Source organism: Rhodococcus sp. NPDC057297 (genome assembly GCF_042667435.1).
In the GTDB taxonomy this organism is placed as follows: domain Bacteria; phylum Actinomycetota; class Actinomycetes; order Mycobacteriales; family Mycobacteriaceae; genus Rhodococcoides.
In genome coordinates this window covers 486,613-504,795 of the sequence record NZ_JBHUZE010000001.1, presented here as the reverse complement: position 1 = coordinate 504,795, position 18,183 = coordinate 486,613, and the positions used below count along the sequence as shown (strand labels likewise).

The 18,183-nt window shown below is 64.5% G+C and carries 17 protein-coding genes; 7 read left to right on the top strand and 10 right to left on the bottom strand.

The window, feature by feature from the left end:
• The first annotated feature begins 4 nt into the window (after window positions 1–4).
• Window positions 5–3,316, top strand: a complete 3,312-nt coding sequence (locus ACFULT_RS02355; RefSeq protein WP_378480497.1) for a BTAD domain-containing putative transcriptional regulator — start codon at window positions 5–7, stop codon at window positions 3,314–3,316.
• 5 nt (window positions 3,317–3,321) lie between these two features.
• Here the strand turns inward: ACFULT_RS02355 and ACFULT_RS02350 are convergent, their stop codons facing one another.
• Entirely contained in the window at window positions 3,322–4,014 is a 693-nt protein-coding gene (locus tag ACFULT_RS02350; RefSeq protein ID WP_249300100.1) for a hypothetical protein, read from the bottom strand.
• Window positions 4,015–4,184: 170 nt separating this feature from the next.
• Here ACFULT_RS02350 and ACFULT_RS02345 point away from each other — a divergent pair, with 170 nt between their 5' ends.
• The gene (locus ACFULT_RS02345) at window positions 4,185–4,940 is read left to right on the top strand and encodes an SDR family NAD(P)-dependent oxidoreductase (RefSeq protein ID WP_037109601.1); all 756 of its coding nucleotides are present in this window, start codon (window positions 4,185–4,187) and stop codon (window positions 4,938–4,940) included.
• 47 nt (window positions 4,941–4,987) lie between these two features.
• Here ACFULT_RS02345 and ACFULT_RS02340 read toward each other — a convergent pair whose 3' ends face one another.
• From ACFULT_RS02340 to ACFULT_RS02330, 3 genes are all read right to left on the bottom strand, one after another.
• The gene (locus tag ACFULT_RS02340) at window positions 4,988–5,419 is read right to left on the bottom strand and encodes a DoxX family protein (protein ID WP_378480496.1); all 432 of its coding nucleotides are present in this window, start codon (window positions 5,417–5,419) and stop codon (window positions 4,988–4,990) included.
• 91 nt (window positions 5,420–5,510) lie between these two features.
• Window positions 5,511–5,984 (bottom strand): helix-turn-helix transcriptional regulator, encoded by a 474-nt coding sequence (locus tag ACFULT_RS02335; protein ID WP_094720021.1) that lies wholly within the window; start codon window positions 5,982–5,984, stop codon window positions 5,511–5,513.
• On the bottom strand, window positions 5,981–7,075 hold the full coding sequence (locus ACFULT_RS02330) for a serine hydrolase (protein ID WP_378480495.1): 1,095 nt from the start codon (window positions 7,073–7,075) through the stop codon (window positions 5,981–5,983). Before ACFULT_RS02330 ends, ACFULT_RS02335 begins: the two co-directional genes overlap by 4 nt.
• A gap of 487 nt (window positions 7,076–7,562) precedes the next feature.
• Between ACFULT_RS02330 and ACFULT_RS02325 the strand changes: the two genes are divergently transcribed.
• Both ACFULT_RS02325 and ACFULT_RS02320 read left to right on the top strand, forming a co-directional pair.
• Complete coding sequence (locus ACFULT_RS02325; protein ID WP_037109610.1) at window positions 7,563–8,318, top strand: GTP pyrophosphokinase family protein; 756 nt, start codon at window positions 7,563–7,565, stop codon at window positions 8,316–8,318.
• Between the two features lie 113 nt (window positions 8,319–8,431).
• Window positions 8,432–9,016 (top strand): giguanylate cyclase, encoded by a 585-nt coding sequence (locus ACFULT_RS02320; protein WP_094720023.1) that lies wholly within the window; start codon window positions 8,432–8,434, stop codon window positions 9,014–9,016.
• Here ACFULT_RS02320 and ACFULT_RS02315 read toward each other — a convergent pair whose 3' ends face one another.
• The 5 genes from ACFULT_RS02315 to ACFULT_RS02295 form a co-directional block, all read right to left on the bottom strand.
• Window positions 9,017–9,856: a DUF72 domain-containing protein gene (locus ACFULT_RS02315; protein WP_094720024.1), complete on the bottom strand. Its 840-nt coding sequence runs from the start codon at window positions 9,854–9,856 to the stop codon at window positions 9,017–9,019.
• A 24-nt stretch (window positions 9,857–9,880) separates the two neighbouring features.
• On the bottom strand, window positions 9,881–11,206 hold the full coding sequence (locus ACFULT_RS02310; RefSeq protein WP_037109618.1) for an MFS transporter: 1,326 nt from the start codon (window positions 11,204–11,206) through the stop codon (window positions 9,881–9,883).
• A complete protein-coding gene (locus ACFULT_RS02305; protein ID WP_037109621.1) occupies window positions 11,203–11,772 on the bottom strand; it encodes a 3-isopropylmalate dehydratase in 570 nt (189 codons plus the stop codon). The genes ACFULT_RS02310 and ACFULT_RS02305 overlap by 4 nt, the downstream gene beginning before the upstream one ends.
• 1 nt (window position 11,773) lies before the next feature.
• Window positions 11,774–13,018 (bottom strand): aconitase family protein, encoded by a 1,245-nt coding sequence (locus ACFULT_RS02300; RefSeq protein WP_378480494.1) that lies wholly within the window; start codon window positions 13,016–13,018, stop codon window positions 11,774–11,776.
• A 74-nt stretch (window positions 13,019–13,092) separates the two neighbouring features.
• The gene (locus ACFULT_RS02295) at window positions 13,093–13,965 is read right to left on the bottom strand and encodes an oxaloacetate decarboxylase (protein WP_094720104.1); all 873 of its coding nucleotides are present in this window, start codon (window positions 13,963–13,965) and stop codon (window positions 13,093–13,095) included.
• A 150-nt stretch (window positions 13,966–14,115) separates the two neighbouring features.
• Between ACFULT_RS02295 and ACFULT_RS02290 the strand changes: the two genes are divergently transcribed.
• The 3 genes from ACFULT_RS02290 (at window position 14,116) to ACFULT_RS02280 (ending at window position 17,750) form a co-directional block, all read left to right on the top strand.
• Window positions 14,116–14,913: an IclR family transcriptional regulator gene (locus tag ACFULT_RS02290; RefSeq protein ID WP_094720027.1), complete on the top strand. Its 798-nt coding sequence runs from the start codon at window positions 14,116–14,118 to the stop codon at window positions 14,911–14,913.
• A gap of 71 nt (window positions 14,914–14,984) precedes the next feature.
• Window positions 14,985–16,505 (top strand): metallophosphoesterase, encoded by a 1,521-nt coding sequence (locus tag ACFULT_RS02285; RefSeq protein ID WP_378480493.1) that lies wholly within the window; start codon window positions 14,985–14,987, stop codon window positions 16,503–16,505.
• Window positions 16,506–16,655: 150 nt separating this feature from the next.
• Entirely contained in the window at window positions 16,656–17,750 is a 1,095-nt protein-coding gene (locus tag ACFULT_RS02280) for a S1C family serine protease (RefSeq protein WP_378480492.1), read from the top strand.
• Between the two features lie 16 nt (window positions 17,751–17,766).
• Here ACFULT_RS02280 and ACFULT_RS02275 read toward each other — a convergent pair whose 3' ends face one another.
• Window positions 17,767–18,147 (bottom strand): VOC family protein, encoded by a 381-nt coding sequence (locus ACFULT_RS02275; protein WP_037109630.1) that lies wholly within the window; start codon window positions 18,145–18,147, stop codon window positions 17,767–17,769.
• Between the last annotated feature and the right edge of the window lie 36 nt (window positions 18,148–18,183).

The following is an 18,183-nucleotide window of genomic DNA, read 5'->3' as shown; positions in this document are numbered from 1 at the left end:
CGACATGAGTCTCGTGCCCACCCACACGCTGACGATCGGCGTGCTGGGTCCGATGCGTGCGCGCCTCGACGAGCGCGACATCGACCTCGCCGGCCCCGGCCGACGCGCAGTACTGGCGCGACTCGTCCTCGCCAGAGGTTCGGTGGTGTCGACGGATCTGTTGATCGAGGATCTGTGGTCGGGTGAACCTCCCCCCAAAGCGCTGGCAGCCCTGCAAGTTCACGTGTCGAATCTTCGCAGGACCCTCGAGCCCGACCGCAGGCCTCGCACGCCGGCGACGGTTCTGGTCAGCTCCGCGCCGGGATACAGGCTGGTCCTTCCGACCGAGCAGGTCGATGTCTGGCATTTCGAATCCCTGGTCGTCGGCGGCATACGCGAGAGCGACCCGACATCTCGGCTCGGAATGTTCGATCGTGCGCTCGCATCGTGGTCGGGTAGCCCGTATCAGGGTCTCGCAGACATGCACTGGGCTGCAGTGGAGATCGCACGTCTCGACGAACTACGAAGCACGGCAGTCGAAGAACGGGCGCATACGCTGCTGAATCTCGGTGCGGCACCCACGGCCGTCATCGCCGATCTCGGGAGGCACGTCGCCGACAGTCCAGGACGTGAGCGCCCCGTCCACATCCTCGCTCTGGCGCAGTACCGCGCAGGGCGACAGGTCGACGCCCTCGATACCCTGAGCCGGGCGAGGAGATACCTGTCCGACGAACTGGGCATCGACCCCGGCCCCGAGTTGCGCACACTGGAACGCGACATACTTGCCCAGGATCCCGCGCTCGATGCACCGCACGTGGTCGACGCCGCTACTGCCCGTGTGTCGTTCCATGCGCCCGCGCCCAAGGCCCCGGTGGTGAACTGCAGACCGAGGGAGACGCAGGTCGTCCTCGATGCTGCCCGCGGTGTCGAACACGGCTCGTTCGACATCGTCTGGCTGGGAGGCGAGCCGGGCCAGGGCAAGTCGACACTTGCCGACACCATCGCGCACCACTTGGCCGCCCGCGGATGGACAGCGGCATGGGGGTCATGCCCGGAGGTCGACGGGACACCGCCGGGCTGGCCGTGGTCCGAAATTCTCGCGTCCCTTCGGTCGCAGGCGCCAGTCCCCGCAGAGCTGCGGCAGATACTGGATCCCGCCTCGGCCTCCGATGATGTCGCCGTCGAGACATTCTGGCTGGCACGGGCTCTCATCGGCTATCTGACCCGTCTCGCGGGAACTGCACCGCTCGTACTCGTCTTCGACGATTGCCACCGAGCGGACGAGCTGACCATGCAGTTGCTCCGGCACCTGATTCTCGCTCCGAGGGGTGCGCGGGTGCTCGTCGTCGCGACGTACCGAACCTCCGAGGTATCGGCCGAGCTGGACACGGTATGGGCAGCAACGGCGGGCACTCCGTCGACCAAGATGCGCTTGACCGGGTTGACTCTCGGTGGGGTAACGGAAGTCGCGAAGCAATCCGGCTACACGGACATGGACGCGGACGTACTCGACGTGCTCACCGAAAGAACGGACGGCAATCCACTGTTCGTCCGTGAGTTCGCTCGGTTGATCGTGTCGGAAGGTGCAGCCGCGGCGCGCTCCTCGATTCCGGTGGAGATCGGTGAAGTCCTCCGGCGGCGCATCACCAGACTTCCCGAGAACAGCGTGCTGACACTCAGGCGCGCATCGGTTCTCGGCCGCGACGTCGATCTTTCCGTGCTCTCCGCAATGAGCGACAGGACCGAGGACGAGTTGCTCGACGCACTGGAGCCGGCAGTCCTTGCCGGCCTTCTCACCGAGACCGACTCGGAGCGAGTACGTTTCACTCATGCGCTCGTCCGCGACACGCTGTACACGGAACTGCCGCTGATGCGACGCACGCGGTTCCACGGCAAAGCACTACAAGTCCTCGCAGCCCGAACACCACACGATCCCGCACTTCTCGCTCACCATGCTGCACTGTCCGCCACTCCCACAACAGCACTCACGCTCGTGCCCTTCGTCGTGGACGCGGCCAGGCGGGCTGCAGCATTCGGTTCGCACCGAGAGGCGCTCGTACTGTGGAGCTCCGCCGTCGAACTGCACGAGAGCGCCGTCGACGGGTCCGCGACGGACCTGCTGGACATCCTGATTCCCTATGTCGGGTCGTTGGCGCGGGCAGGCGATACGGCGTCGGCGCGACGTCGACGGCGCCGAGCGGTGGACATCGCGTCGGCACCGGGGACCACAACGCACCTCGGGCGTCGCCGGTCGATCGACGCTCTCACGTCCTGGTCCGCGCCGGTCGTGTGGTCCATCCGGCCCGATGTCGCCGTCGATGCGTCCATCGTCGACCCCGTTCGAGCGTTGTTGCTGGATGCCGACATCGGCGCGGCTGATCGCGCACTGTTGCTGAGCACGCTCGTGTTCGAGATAGAGGGCAACGATGTCGCCGACACTGTCGCCGCGGCGTCGGATGCGGTGCGTCACGCCCGACTGTCCCAGAACGACGCCGTACTGTGCCGGGCACTCAATGCCTACGGTTACGCAACCCTCGGGCCTGATCTGGCACACACTCTGTCCCCGACGAGCGAGGAACTGCTGCGTGCGGCGGTAGCCGACCCGGCCTATCAATCACTCGGTCACTACTATGCATTCTTGTCTCATTGTGCCGCAACGGAACTGGATGAAGCAGATGCGAGCGCCGCCGCCGTCATCATCCACGCCAGCGGGCAGCAGCTGGGTGAGATGCTGGGCGTCGTCCGGATCTACCGAGCCGCCTGCGACATCGCCTCCGGCCGCACCGACAGTGCGCTGCGCGGATACTCCGAGGCAGCGGCCCAGATGGTCGCCGGCGGCAGCGCGATCGCCCATCTGATCACCATGATCGGACGACTGGGCGTGGCAACGTATCTGGGCGATCTGGCACCGATGGTCGACGAGCTGAGCGCCATCGAGAACATGCGCCCCCAGAGCGTCCGGTACCCGCTGATCGTGGCATTGCTCGACTCGGGCGAGAAGCACAGGGCACGCGAACTCTGGCTCGACGCGGAGCCGTACGACAGGGATTACTACTGGCTCGGCATGACCGCCCACGCGGCCCGCGCCGCAGCGAGGCTCGGTGACCTGGAGGCGGCCACGAAACTGCACGACGAGCTCTCACCGTTCTCGGGTCGAATCGCGGGGTTCGACTCGGGCGCCTTCTACGCGGGCACGGTCGACTCCGCCCTTGCGGCAACGGCCGAAGCCCTCGGCGACACCGCCGCCGCCGAGGAGCTCCGAGCGCGTTCCGATGCCCTCCTCGAGTCACTTCGCCATCGGGCAGCTACGTCATCGGGCAGCTACGTCATCGGGTAGCTACGTCATCGGGTCGCTACGTCGACTCGTGAACTCGTCTGCAGACTGCGTGTGTCCGCTCCTGAGCTGTTGCCTTTGATCATCAGGACTCCGATTGCTGCGATGGCCAGGCCCCGGGGGATCTCGATGACGAGCCCGGACAGAACCGGAGCCTGAGGGATCGGCGTCAGGAGAATCAGTCCGCCGAGCGTCATCACCGCACCGATCCACAGCGGTACCGCACGAGACTTCAGTAGCGCGATTCCGATGATCAGCATGCTCACCATGAAGACCAGGCCCGCGAACAACTGCAGGTTCTGGAATGCCGGATCGGCGAACAGCGAATCGTCCGTCGGGACGAGGAAATGAGCGGTCTCGTGCTTGGCGGCTATCGGCACCGAGACGAATGCTTCGACGGTCAGATGCGGGAGGATCACGAGCATCCCACCGAAGAAGTAGAGAGCGAAGCCGATCAGTCCGAGCAGTCCCGTCTTTCTGGACACCCAGACGTAGACGGCGGGCAGCCCGAGGAATTGCAGCAGCGTCCCGATCAGCAGCAAGTACTGCGCGTACGGGTTGAAGGGTTCGCTGAGCGCTTCCACCGAATGCGCCCATCCGCCGACGACCGGATGCAGTGTTCCACCGATCAAGTTGAAGACGAAGGCGACGACGACGGCGATACCGCTCAGCCTGTACAGGAGCGAAGGTGTGATGTTCATGGTCGACAGCGTCGCCCACCGCACTTGGTCGCCACTTGGCGAGAACTTTCGGCAGCTCACATCAGCCGCAACCCGGAATAAGTAAGCCGGCGTAACTATTGTACCTTTACAGAAAGGTAGTTCTAGGTTCAACTACCACTGAGTTTCGATTCACGAGGAGATAGGTTGTCATGGCCACGTACGACGTAGGAGATCGCTCGGCGATCGTCACCGGAGCAGGCTCCGGAATCGGCCGCGCGGTTGCACTGGAGTTGGCGGCGAACGGTGCATCGGTGCTGGTCGCCGATCTCGACGGAGACCACGCCAAGGCCGTCACCGACGAGATCACTGCAGCCGGAGGCACCGCGGCAGCGTTCGTCGGCAACGTTGCGGACCTGGACGACGTGAAGGCCATGGTCGCCGCGGCCGGTGAACTCGCCCCGCTTCGCATCGCCGTCAACAACGCAGGCATCGGAGGCGAGCCTCTCCCCGTCGGCGACGTGTCGGTGGACAGCTGGCGCAAGGTCATCGAGGTCAACCTCAATGCGGTGTTCTACGGAATGAAGGCCCAGATCCCGGCCATCGCCGCAGCAGGCGGTGGATCCATCGTCAACATGGCATCGGTCCTCGGCAGCGTCGGAATTGCCAACTCCGCCAGCTACGTCGCATCCAAGCACGGCCTGCTCGGTCTGACGAAGAACGCTGCGCTCGAGTACGGCGCACAGGGCGTTCGCGTCAACGCAGTCGGCCCCGGCTTCATCCGTACGCCGCTCCTCGTTGCCAACATGGACGAAGATGCCCGAAAGGCGTTGGAAGCCAAGCACGCTCTCGGTCGTCTCGGCACCTCCGAGGAGGTTTCCAGCCTCGTTGCCTTCCTCGCCAGCGACGCCGCAGGCTTCATCACCGGCAGCTACCACCTCGTCGACGGCGGATACGCAGCCCAGTAGCTCCGAACCGTGTCACCTGCGGTCGGTTCCGTTCGATCGACCGAGCCTCAACGCACGAACGGCATGACCTGACGCACCTTGGGGTCGCGGAGGTAGAGCGCCGCCCATACCGCGACGCCGACGTACACCGCGAACAGCACCGTGCTGAACAGTGGTTTGTCGACCCGCCAATTGGTCAGAACCGCGCCGCCGAGGTAACCGGTGAGCAGTACCGCGCCGAGAAAGGCCGTGCGCGGCACCAGGAACAGAGCAAGGCTGACCAACAGAACGACACCGATGACAGGCGTCATCTCCTCGCGTAGACCGAGGTCGACCGTCGCAGCCCGCACTTGCTGCACATTGATCAACTTGGTCACTCCGTCGAAGATCAGGAAGATCGCGAGGAGTGCCGTCAGCACCCAACCGGCGCGTGCGGCAGTGCGGGAGCCGGACGGGACGGTCGGTGTCACGTTCTCGGTCTGCGTGTTGTTCGAGGACATTGTCTTCTCCGATGCTCGCGGGCGGGTGTGTGCCTGTACCGACACCGCCCGGCTCCGAAACTCATCGCTCGACACTCATCGCTCGACGCGGTCAGGTACCCAGTTCGCCCGAAATGTCCGCGGCGGCGAGCATCGACACGAGCAGAGGCACGACCTTCTTCGCTCCGACTCGGTACTCACCTCTGCCATGCTGTTCGACGATGTGGGCCGAGCCCAACACCTTGAGGTGGTGGTAGACCTGCCCCGTCGACCCGAGCCCGACGGCCTCCTGCAGTTCCGATGCATTGGCCGGTCCCCGCAGGAGCACTTTCACGATCTGCAATCGGACGGGATGACCCAGCGCCGCAAGAACATCCGTCGTGCGTGCGACCGAGAGGTCCAGGATCCCGTCGGGGGAATACCCGATGTCCCATGTCACGTCTCCGTGAAGATGGACGTCGCCGCGGTACGCGATCTCACCGCCCGTCGGGGCAGCTTTCTCTGTCGGAGCACCGACGTCGCGGCGTTCCAGCTCCGCGACCCGGGCCTCCAACTCGGCGAGCCTGGCCTCGAACTCCCCGCTCACACTGCGCAGGCAATTCGGTCGAAGCCCGACGGCGAGCGCAGCGCGTCGACGATCAGCGTCTGCTGGTTCCCGATGCCCGCGAGAGCTACCTCGTACCGATCGGCAGGCAACGAGTCGATCAGCCACACCGCCGTCGCAACCGTGCCGTCGTCCCGCCGTAGCTCGAATGCTTGCGTCAGGACACCCGGCAGGTTGCCTCCTTTGAACCCGATTCCGGCGGCACCGTCGGGCGCGGGTCGGTGTTCGAGCTGCCGCAGTGCGACATCGCCACCGTCACCGAAACTTCCGTCGGCGATCGCGCGATAGAACCCGGCGAGTTCGGCAGCCGATCCCTGCGCCGACCGCTCCTGCACCCCGTCGACCTGCTGATCGTACGACGGCACTTCGAGGCCTGCGCTCACGTCCACGCGAAACTGCTGATCGAAGGCCCACCTCTCTGCCGTTGCCCACGTGTCACCGTCGCCCAACGCGGGATCGAACAACGACAGCGTCTGCGTCACGAGTGTCGGAGCCTGAAAGTTCTCCCACCCTCCGGCCGCGGCAGCACGCGTGAGCGCGTCGTCACCCAGCCGATAGCGCAGGTAGTCCGGCGCGGCATTGTCGCTTTCCTGGATCATCGCGGAAACGATGTCGTCCAGCCGAACGGTGCCGGCAAGATCGGTCGCGCTGGTGCCGTCGTTTGCGATCCCCAGCCGTTCGAGTGCCGCCGGGTGCGCGCCGCCGTCCGTTCCCGGTACGTACCATCGTTCCCAATCCAGTAGCGGCACTTGCTCGTCCGGGTCCAGTTCACCTGCGGCGACCGCGCGAGCATAGGCGCCGAGGTGGACCACTTTCACGGCCGACGCCAGCGGCTGCTGCTCCTCTGCGCGATGCTCGACGGTGCGTCCACTGCCGTCGTCGACCAGCAGGCTCACGGACTCCGGCGCCTGACCGATCAGACCCAACCACCCGTCCTCGGTGTTCAGATCCGTCGACGTCACCGGCGTGCACTCGTCCGGCTCCGGCGCACTGTCGGTACCGGACGTGGACGTGCACCCCGTCGCCACGAGTAGAGCGAGGCAGCTTGCGGATACAGCAATGGTTCGACGCATCGTGACCCCTCTGTTATTCCGTAATTTCGTAATTTCAGATTATGGCACAACATCGTCGAGTTCAATGGGAACGTATGTTCGAATGCGTGTTACCCTGAACGGGCCGTCCTGGAGTCCCCCGGCTCCGGACGGTCCAAACGTCGAGCAGGCGGTGGCAAGCATGGATTCACCCGGAAAGAACGCGGCGGCGCATGACGACAGCGGAGGGTGATGACGGCAGCGGGACCCTCCATCGATTGGGCGATCGATGGGTCGAGAACGCACCGTGCAGGTGCGCTCGCGGTCACGCCCTCGGCCCACGGACCGTACTGGTCGGGTCGAGGGCGTGTTCCTGCGGCCGAGGGCACCATCGAACCCACGCGTGCCGCACCTGCGGAGATGTCACCTTCAGCCCTCCCCTCGGCCCGAGATGCGCGGACGCGAGCTTCGACTCACGCGGAAGCCACCGCACCTAGGCTCCCTGGCCCGGTAAGGGACAATCGAGGGCATGGAACGCGATGCCACGGGCGAGGAACCCCAGGCGGTGCCGGATTTCGACCGGCTCCGGAACGACTTCACTCGATTCATGATGGGGTACAAGTTCGGCATCGACGAACTCATGACCAAGATCAACATCTTGAAGGAGGAGTTCACCCATATCCATCGCTACAGTCCGATCGAACACGTAGGTTCACGGCTCAAGACCCCCGAGAGCATCATCACCAAGGCTCGACGAAAGAACTGCCCGCTGACCCTCGACGACATCCGGTCGAACATCGTCGACATCGCGGGTATTCGCATCACGTGCAGCTTCATCTCCGACACGTACCGCATCGCGGACATGATCGGCAGCCAGACCGACGTGCGTGTACTCGAGATCAAGGACTACATCGCCACGCCGAAACCCAATGGCTACAAAAGCCTTCACCTCATTGTCGAAATTCCGGTGTTCATGAGCGACCGCATTCAACCGGTGCCGGTAGAGCTGCAGATTCGTACCATCGCGATGGATTTCTGGGCGAGCCTCGAACACAAGATCTTCTACAAGTACTCCGGGACCATCCCGGCACCGTTGTTGGACGAGCTCACCGAGGCCGCCGACAGTGCCAACCGGCTCGACGTCACGATGGAGCGGCTGCACGACGAGGTGGCCGAGTTCAAGAACGACAAATCCGACGACGCCATCCACCTCAACTCGATGCCGCCGTTGGCTCTGCCCCGCGAACTGTTGATGGCCATGCTCGACGGCACCCGATCACTGTGACACGTCACAGAACGGCAGACGTAAAGGTCTGATATCGAACCGGTTTCGCCGTAGCACCCCCTCGCGATGTGTCAGACTCCGATCGGGGGACCGAACGAAATCGGGGGATCGGGATGTCGGCAGCCGGCGACACGCTGGAAGAGCGATACGAGTGGGTCGTCGATGCGATGGCGTCACTGGCGATCACGACGATCGTCAAACGTGTGCTGGCGTTCGCGACCCTGAGCATGGCCATCATCCCGGCGTTGGAACTTGCGTCCGGTTACGCCCCCGCCACCACGACCGGAGTAGCTGTCACGTGGGCGTCCATGTTGTTCGCCTTCGCCGCCGCGGTGTGGTGGTGGGTGTCGCCGTGGCCTCGCATCGGCCCGGCCTTCGTATTCGTCATCGGATCGGATATCGCAATCTTCGTCGCGGTCTTCTCCTCGAGCACACCACCTGCGATCACCCTGGCCAAGACTGCGTTCTTCATCGAGATCGGGATGTTCGTCGGCTTCTTCCTGGGCCGATGGATGCTCGCGACGCACGTTGCGCTCTGCACGCTGTTCACGACGGTGATTGCCGTCTGGGTGGTGGTCGTGGACGGTCTCAGCCCGATGATGACCGTGTTCGTGTGGGCCCCGATCGTCGTGTCGATCAACGGATTCGTACTGCTTCTGCACTTCTGCGCCAGCTCGGTTCGAATGGAGTTCGAGTAGTCAGATACGTTCACGCAGCCTCATCGCATCGAATGGAGCGAATCCTTTGACGTCGTTGTCGAAGTACGCGAAGACGTCTCGGCCCGCGCCTGTCCACTCTTCGATGCGATGAGCCCACTTGTCCAGGGCTGCATCGTCGTAACCGCTCGCATACAGTTCCTCGTCGCCGTGCAAGCGGATGTACACGAAGTCCGACGTCGGCGTGTCGACGAACGGGTAGCGTCCGGCGGTGTCGGCGACGACGAACGCAACGTCCTTCTCTCGCAACAGCTCGACAGCCTCGTCGGATCGGAAGCTGTCGTGCCGCACCTCGAGTGCGTGACGCAAGGGGCGGTCACCGTCGATTGCGAGACTGACCCTGTCGTCGGGCAGCTTGTCGTCCCGCAGGCCCGCGAGGGCCACGGCCTCCGTGGTCGTGCGGGGTAGTAGATCGAAGAACGCGGCCAGCGCACCGGCGTCGAACTGTAGGTTGGGCGGCAACTGCCACAGAAATGGACCGAGTTTCGGTCCCAAGCTCAACACACCCGTCGAGTAGAAGTTGGCGAGAGCGGATTCGACGCCGACGAGCCTCTTGATGTGGGTGATGTACCGCCCGCCCTTGACGGAGAACACGAAGTCCTCCGGCGTCTCCTCACGCCACTTCACGAAGCTCGCCGGCTTCTGCATTGCGTAGAACGTTCCGTTGATCTCGATGGAGGACAGCCGTTCCGACGCGTACTCCAACTCTCGGCGGTGTGCCAGGCCTTTCGGATAGAAGTCACCCCGCCACGGCGCGTACGTCCAACCCGAGATGCCGACCCTGACCGTCGGCTTCGATGTGCCCGGTACCCGTCGCGTCATGCGAATCAGTATGCACTCACCGCATCAGACCGGCAGGGCGGTCTTTCCGGTTTCGCGGATGGTGAGAACCGTGGCGACACCGATTGCGCAGACACCCATGACCCAGTACGCGGGGGACATGGCGTTGCCGGTCGATTCGACGAGCTGCGCGGCGACGTACGGAGCTGTTCCGCCGGCGGCGATGGTGCCGATGTTGAATCCGAGCGAGACTCCGGTGTAACGAACGGACCTCGGGAAGAGTTCGGTGAACAGCGGAAACGCGGGCACCTGGACGACGCCGTTGAGCACCATGTAGACGAAGTACACGATTCCGACGACGACGATGCTCGCTGTGGCACCCAGGATCATGAACGCGGGCAATGCAATCACGATGTACGCGACGTAACCGGCCAGCAGCACGGGTTTGCGGCCGAATCTGTCGGTCAACATGCCGCTGAGCGGGAACGTGGCGCAGGCCAACGCAATACTGATGGCCGATGTCCAGTACACCGAGTCCTTGGAGAAGCCGAGATCGTTGATGAGGTACACACTGAAGTAGGTCAGGCCGATGTAGCCGGATCCGTTCATCGCGATGGCGATGCCGACGACACGAAGCACCGACCACGGGTTGCGCTTCACCACATCGGACAACGGGCTCTTGGTGACCTGGTTCTTCTCGGCCATCTCCTCGAATTCGGGGCTGTCCTCGAGCTTCAACCTGACACGCAGGCAGACGACGGCGAGTGGCAGAGCGAGAAGGAACGGAATTCGCCATCCCCAGGACGACATCTGCTCGTCGGTGGTGACGAGGGCGACCAGACCGACAACCGCTGCGGCGACGGCGAATCCGAGTGTCGAGCCGATCGGCGTGAACGATCCGAAGAATCCCCGACGGTTCGGCGGCGCGGACTCGGCGATGTACGTTGCGGCGCCGCCGATCTCACCCCCGGCCGAGAACCCCTGAGCCAGGCGGATGATCACCAGCAGAACCGGAGCGAGGTAGCCGACGGACGAGTGCGTCGGAAGCAGTCCGAGGATGCCGCACGCGATGCCCATGCAGACGACGGTGATGACCAGAGCCGATCGCCGGCCACGCCGATCGCCGAGGCGGCCGAAGAAGATGCCGCCGAGGGGACGGGCGACGTAGGCGACGCCGAACACTGCGAGTGTTGCCAGGATCGACACTCCTGGGCTGGTGGACGGGAAGAAGAGCGGAGCGATGACGACGGCGAGGAATCCGTACACCGCGAAGTCGTAGTACTCGATCAGAGTTCCGACGCCACCGGCGATCGCGGCCCGTCTGGCAGTGGTGTTCGACTTACCCGGACTGGCCACGTCGGTCCTCGTGGATGGGTGCGGCGCATTGGTCATGTCGGCTGTCCTTGCTGTGCGAGTGACTGCTGTACGAGTGACTGCTGTGTGAGTTGGTGCTCGGCGATGAGGAGTTCGTAGGATCCGCCGGCTTCGATGACGGCGACGGTCCTGGGGTTGGGGGGCGAGCCGACGAGTTCGGTTCCGTCGTCGGTGCGGAGCGTCGCGGAGCGCCAGTCCAGGGTCACGGAATCACCCGTCGCCACGGCGGTGGACACTCCGGGAACGGTGATGAGCGGCATCCCGTTGAACGTCTCGCCTCGCCAGAATCCGGGCGAGAACGACTCGGCGACGATCGCCGCGATTCCGGCGTTGCGCAGCGCGACCATCGGCGGGTAGTGCGGGTGACCGTATCCGAAGTTGCGACCGCCGACGATGATGTCTCCCTGCCGAACTCGGTCGACGAACCCAGGGTCGTAGGCGTGCATGCACACGGACCTCAGGTGGTCAGGGTCGTAGGACTTGATGTTGGAGACCCCGACGACGAGGTCGATGTCGAAGTCGTCGCCGAAGATCCAGGCGATGCGTCCCTCGATGACGTCGGGTGGTGGTGGATAGGCACTCACGTCATGAACTCCATTCTCGAACGGTTCCGGCCAGAGCACTCGCCGCAACCGTGTACGGCGATCCCATGTAGATGTTCGCGTCGGAACTACCCATCCGACCGGAGATGTTGAGAACTCCTGTGGAAATACAGTTCTCACCTGCTTGGAGCGGCTTCTGGTAGCCGAAGCAGAAGTCGCAACTCGACACCGCGATGGTGGCGCCTGCGGAGCGGAGTACGTCCAGAATCCCCTCGCGCTCGGCCTGCTCGTGTACCTGCTGCGAGGTCGGGACGACGTTCAACTCGACACCGGGGGCGATGGTGTTGCCGTCGAGCACCAGGGCCGCGGCGCGCAGGTCTTCGATGCGCCCACTCGCACAGGAACCGATGAACGCCTTGGTGATCGGCGTCCCGGAGACCTCCTTCGCGGTCTTGGTGTTGGCTGCACGGGCCGAGCCTGGTTGAACGACGCGGGGGACGACCTCCGACAGGTCGATGGTGTGCCGGGCCGCGTACACGGCATCGTCGTCGGGGTGAACCGGCTCGAAGGCCTGGCGCGCAACCGTGTTCGCGTACGCCAGCGAGGTCTCGTCCGGCTCGAACACCGCGGACACTGCACCGGTGAACATTGCCATGCCGCACAGTCCTTGACGGTGATCGATCTTCATCGACCGAGCGCCCGGTCCGCCGAATTCCATGACCTGGTGCGCGCATCCGTCGGCCCCGACGAGATCGATGATGGTGTGGACGAGGTCTCTGCTGTCCACGCCCGGGGAGAATTCACCGACGAGATCGAAACGTGTGGTGGCCGGAATGTCGACGTACACCTTCCCGGTCACCCATGCCTCGATGAGGTCGCGTCGGATTCCCCACCCGAGCGCACCGAACGCTCCGACGCCGCTGATGTGGCCGTCGAAATGAACGAGGAAGTCGCCGGGAATCGCCAGTCCCAGTTCGGCCGTCAGCTGGTGGCCGATGCCGCGGCCTTCGTGCAGTTCGATTCCGTAGAACTCGCACCAATCACGCGTGACCTTGTGGACCTCGGCTTCTTTGTCGTTGTTCTTCGTCAACATGTGGTCGATGAACACGACGTACCGACTCGGATCCTCGAGCTCAGTGATGCCGAAGTCCTCCCGCATCTGACGGAACATCACGTCGGTGTAACCGGGGAAGTCGTAGGCGATCATGCGGGCCGGACGGACCGCGTGATTCTCACCCGCGCGTACCGTCTCGCTGTCGCAGGTGCGGGCTAGAATTTTCTCGGTCATGGTGTAGCCGGGACTCGTCGGGTGGGGACTCGTCGGGTGGGGACTCGTCGGGTGGGGACTCGTCGGGTGGGGACTCATTTGGCAGCCTCGGGGAGGTATTTGCGCTGTTTGGCTTCGACGTCGGAGAAGCCGATGAGGTCGACGAAATCGTGATGCGACAGTGCGTCGGCGCTGACCGCGGCGGGAGCTTCGCCCCCGGCGAGGCGCCGCAGTGCCGTCCGTGCGGCGCCGGTTGCCGCCATGAGAACCTGCGTCGGCAAGAGTGCAAGCCGAACTCCGATGCGCTCCAGCACTTCCGGAGTGAAATCGCGTTCGGTCCAGGTCGACGCCGTCAACGTGGCCATCAGCGGAACGCCTACCTCGTCGTGGCAACGCTCCCATTCCTCGATGGTCTCGAAGGTCTTGGTGACGGGCATGATCATGTCCGCGCCCGCCTCGACGTATGCCTGCGCACGACGGATCGCGTCGTCGCCCCGGGCATCGGTGCGCGCGATGAGCAGCACCGTGTCGGGCGTCGAGTCTCGCACGGCACGGATCTTGCCCGTCGCCTCTTCGACGTCGACAAGTGCCACCGGGTCGCCGACGCAGATAGGGCAGGACTTGGGAGACACCTGGTCTTCCATGAACATTCCCTGCACGCCTGCGTCGACGAACTTCGTTGCCGTCCGGGCGGCGTTGACGGCGTTGCCGTAACCGGTGTCGATGTCCGCGACCAGGGGAAGCTTCGAGGTTTCCCGGATGGTCCTGATGGCCTGAAGGTTCTCCGTCATGGTGTACAGCTCGGCGTCGGGGAGTCCGAGGGCAGCGGACACCGCGAATCCCGACGCGCACAGTGCGTCGAATCCGGCCTGTTCGGCGAGCTTGGCCGTCAGACCGTCCCACACCCCGGGGGCGTAGACGAGTCCGGCGTTGGTGAGGTCCTTGAGGGTGGGCGTCGAAGCCGTCATCACTAGTCCGTTCCGTATAGCGGAATGAGTTCCGTATTTCGTGATACGAAGCTAGAGTGGTCCGGGTCACATGTCAACACGGCATCCCGAAGACGCCGGTTCGTATGATGGCCAGACCGATCACGGACTACCCCCGAAAGCGAGTACCCAGTGGCTGCGCCCTTCCAGTCCGACACCCAGGCGGGACGGGACATCGTCGGAGCCGTCCTCAAGGCATGCACTCTGCTGGAGCATTTCGACGCCTCCCGCCCGGTCTGGACTCTCGGGGATCTCACCGCGGCGAGCGAGATGAACAAGACGACGGTGCATCGCTTGATGACCACCCTCGTTCACGCTGGGTGGGTCGACCGGACGGCGGACGGGGCGTACCGCGTCGCGATGCCGGTGTTCGAAATCGGCTCGGCGGCATTGGTGAACCTGGACATCCGAACGGCAGCGCGGCCGTACATGACCCAACTCGCCGACGCATTCGGGGACACCGCCTACCTGATGGTTCCCGCCGAGGAAGGTGCCGTGTGCATCGATCGGCTCGAGGGGAACAATCCGTTGGTGGTCGCGGGCATCAACATCGGCTCGGTGCTGCCCTACCACGCCGCTGCAGGCCCCATCGTCATGCTCGCCAACTCGGACACGTTGCGTGACAAGTGGATACAAAGTGATCTGCATGCATTCACCGAACACACCGTCACCGACGCCACCCGCCTGCGCGAGCACCTCGACGCCGTCAGAACCGCCGGATACTCCGTGAGCAATTCCGACTACCTGACCGGCGTCGCCGCCGTCGCCGCGCCGATCCTCGGACGAGGAGGAGCCGTCGTGGCATCCATCAGCATCGGCGGACGAGTCGAAGCATTCGAAGGCGAGGCCCTGGACCGGAAGATCGAACGCGTTCGCGACGCCGCCACCCGGCTGACTCGTGCTGCCGAGGCGTTACCTCAGCGAACGTGACGTTCGGTCCGTGATCGGCCCGTCACTCTCGCTACCGACACCCACTCCCGAGCGTCGGTAGCCTGGACAGAGTGAAGGCCGCCCCGACCATCGGATCTCTCCTGCTCGCGTGTGCTCTCGTCGGCGCCGACGCCGTGGCCGACCCCAGTGAGATCCGGTCGCAGGCACCCGCCACGGCGGTACCCGCACTCGGACTCACCTCCGTTCCGGAGGCGCTGTCTGCAGACATGGTCGCCGGCGTCGGCGACGGCACCGCGAGCGTCGAGGAGTCCTCGGGCTCCGCCTCCCACACATCGGCGTGGGACGAGTTCCCGTATCTTCGCTACACCGCCTCGTTCGCCCCCGGAGTGGAGTCCGCTGTGCTCACGTGGAACGGCACCTCCGTCAACACCAACGATCTTGCAATGCATGTGCGCACACCCGGGTCGGACTCCTGGGGCCAGGCCGTTGCCGTCGCCCGTCCCGCCACCAGCGGGGGCGACATCACTCTCGCGGCGCCCGTGACGGGAATCGACGGTGACGTCGAGGTGATGATCATCGACAGCCCCCGCGTCGATCGATCCTTCGCCGACGACAATGCCTCTCCCGACGGAGCTTTCGCCGAGCCGGGCACCTACGACTTCGCGCTGCAACACATCAGTGACACTCAGTACATCTCGCGGGACAATCCGACCGTCTACGACGACATGACGCAGTGGACCGTCGACAATGCCGAGAAGTACGGCATCGACTACAGCATGCACACGGGGGACATCATCCAGAGCTGGATCAGCCCCGGCCGTCCGGATACGCAGTCGCGCATCGAATTCGAGGCTGCCAGCGAGTCCATGAAGCGACTGGAGGATGCAGGTGTTCCACACGGCGTTCTCCCCGGCAACCACGACAACCTGTGGAATGTCGCGGGCAAACTGGTGCCCGGAATGCACGAGCAGAACCACGCTCTGTACAACGAATACTTCGGCCCTCAGCGATACCGGGATCAGCCGTGGTGGGGTGATTCGTTCACGGCCGAGGACAATTCGGCACACTACGACCTGATCGACATCGCAGGCGCGAAGTTCCTGATGCTCTACATCGGATACAACCCGCCCGAGAAGGTCATGAAGTGGGCCGAGCAGGTTCTCGACGATCATCCGGATCGGAACGTCGTGATCGGCACCCACTACTACCTGGACGAAGGCGGCGAGAAGAAACTGATGGCCTTCGGCGACATCGGTGCCAGCTCGGGTCAGCAGATCTGGAACCGCCTCGTGAAGCCCTACGAATCGGTGTTCCTCGTGCTCTCGGGGCACGTCGACGGGCAAGCTACCGTCGTCGATCGAGAGGTCGACGACACCGGCCGCACCGTCGTCCAACTCCTCGCGGACTACCAATACTTCGAGGTCGACGGCGAACGCGCCACAGGCTTCCAACGCCTCCTGCAATTCGACGTCGACGGCGGAAAGATGGCCGTCACGACACATTCACCTGCGCTGGATCGGTTCGACGTGGAGAACTACGATCCCCGACGCCGATTCGTCCCCGAGGACGGAGAATTCGTCACCGACTTCACCCTCCGCGCCGACGTTCCCCGAGCCGTCAGCGCGCGATAGCGGAGTTGGGGAGCTAGCACCTTTTTTGTGAGGTTGGCACGCGAAATCGATGGATAGAAGGCGTGCCAGGTCCGCAGAAAGAGTGCTAGGTCTGTAAGAGGTGTGCCAGGTCGCCGCATTTTCGTCGCCGGACGGTCATAATCGGAGGCTATGCAGGCAGCAGGCCGGGCGGCGACCGTGGTGGTGCTGACGCTCGCGGCGACGGCGCTGGCACCCCGGCTGTCGCCGGGCGGGTTCGACACTGTTCAGCCTCCGGTTGCCCTACCTCCGGCGCCACCACCAGCGCCCGCGGGGCCCCCGCTCACACCCGAGGAGCTGTCCGCCCGGGTGGATCCGACGGTGGTCACGATCTCCGCGGAGTTCGGCACGTACGGAGTGGCTGGAACGGGATTCGTCGTCGGCGCGGACGGACTGGTTCTGACGAACTTCCACGTCGTCGAGCAGGCGACGGACGTGACGGCCGTGCACATGGGCAACGGCCTGATCTACGACGCCTCGGTGCTGGGTTACGACAAGTCCCGTGACCTTGCGGTACTGGAGTTGGCGACCGCGTCGGATCTTCCGCCGGCGCCCATCGGGTCCTCGGCGGACCTCGCGGTCGGTGACGCGGTGACCGCCGTCGGAAATGCGGCAGGCGGCGGAGTTCTCGTCCCGGCGCCGGGGAGAATCGTCGCACTGGATCGGGTTGTCACCGCGCAGAACTCGGTCGACGGAACCAGCAACGAGCTGACCGGGATGATTCAGATCGACGCCGACGTTCGCGCCGGCGACTCGGGCGGACCGCTCGTCGACGCGTGGGGAAGCGTCATCGGAGTGGATGCGGCCGGGCTGTCGGACGAGGCCAGAGCCACGCAAGCTCCGGAGGCGTACGCCATCCCGATCGACGACGCGATGGCCGTAGTCGAACAGGTGCGGACCGGGCGCTCGGGTGGGACTGTCCACGTCGGCCCGACGCCGTATCTCGGGGTGTCGATACGAGATGTGTCAGCTTTCCGTTCGGCGGGCCCGTCGCAGGGAGCTGCGGTCACGTCTGTCCAGAACGACTCTCCGGCAATGAGAACCGGCCTGCTAGGCGGTGATGTGATCGTCTCCGTCGACGGCAGACCTGTTCGATCCTCGAAGGACATGTCGGCGGAGATGATCGGGCGCAGGCCGGGGGAGACGATACGTCTCGAGTGGGTGACCGAGCAGGGTATTCGTCAGGAGCAACCGGTCACGCTCGAGCTGGGAACTCCCACCGCCTGACCCGAACCCGCAGTGTTCAAGCCTGCAACACGGACAGAACGTTGCCGGACGGGTCGGTGAACCAGGCGATCAGCGGGCCGCCGTGGCGGAAGATCCCCTTCTCGTCGGTTCCCATGTCCGGATACTGCTGGAACACAACCCCTTCGGCCGTCAACGCGTCGACGGCGGCGTCGATGTCCGCGACCGGAAAGTTGAGAATGGTGTACGGCGCGGGCTCGTGCCGCTCCCGCGGGTAGATCAGAATCTCGACGGCGTCGCTCAGGCGAAGGTGGAGCATGCCCATCTCACCTGTCTCGACGGTCAGCCCGAGCGTGTCCGCGTAGAACGCCCGGGCTGCCTCCATGTCGTCGACGGCGAATCCGGAGAACGGTGGTCCTGTGAGTTCGAGTGTCGGCATGGTCCGATTGTTCACCCGATGCACGTGTTCTGCAGC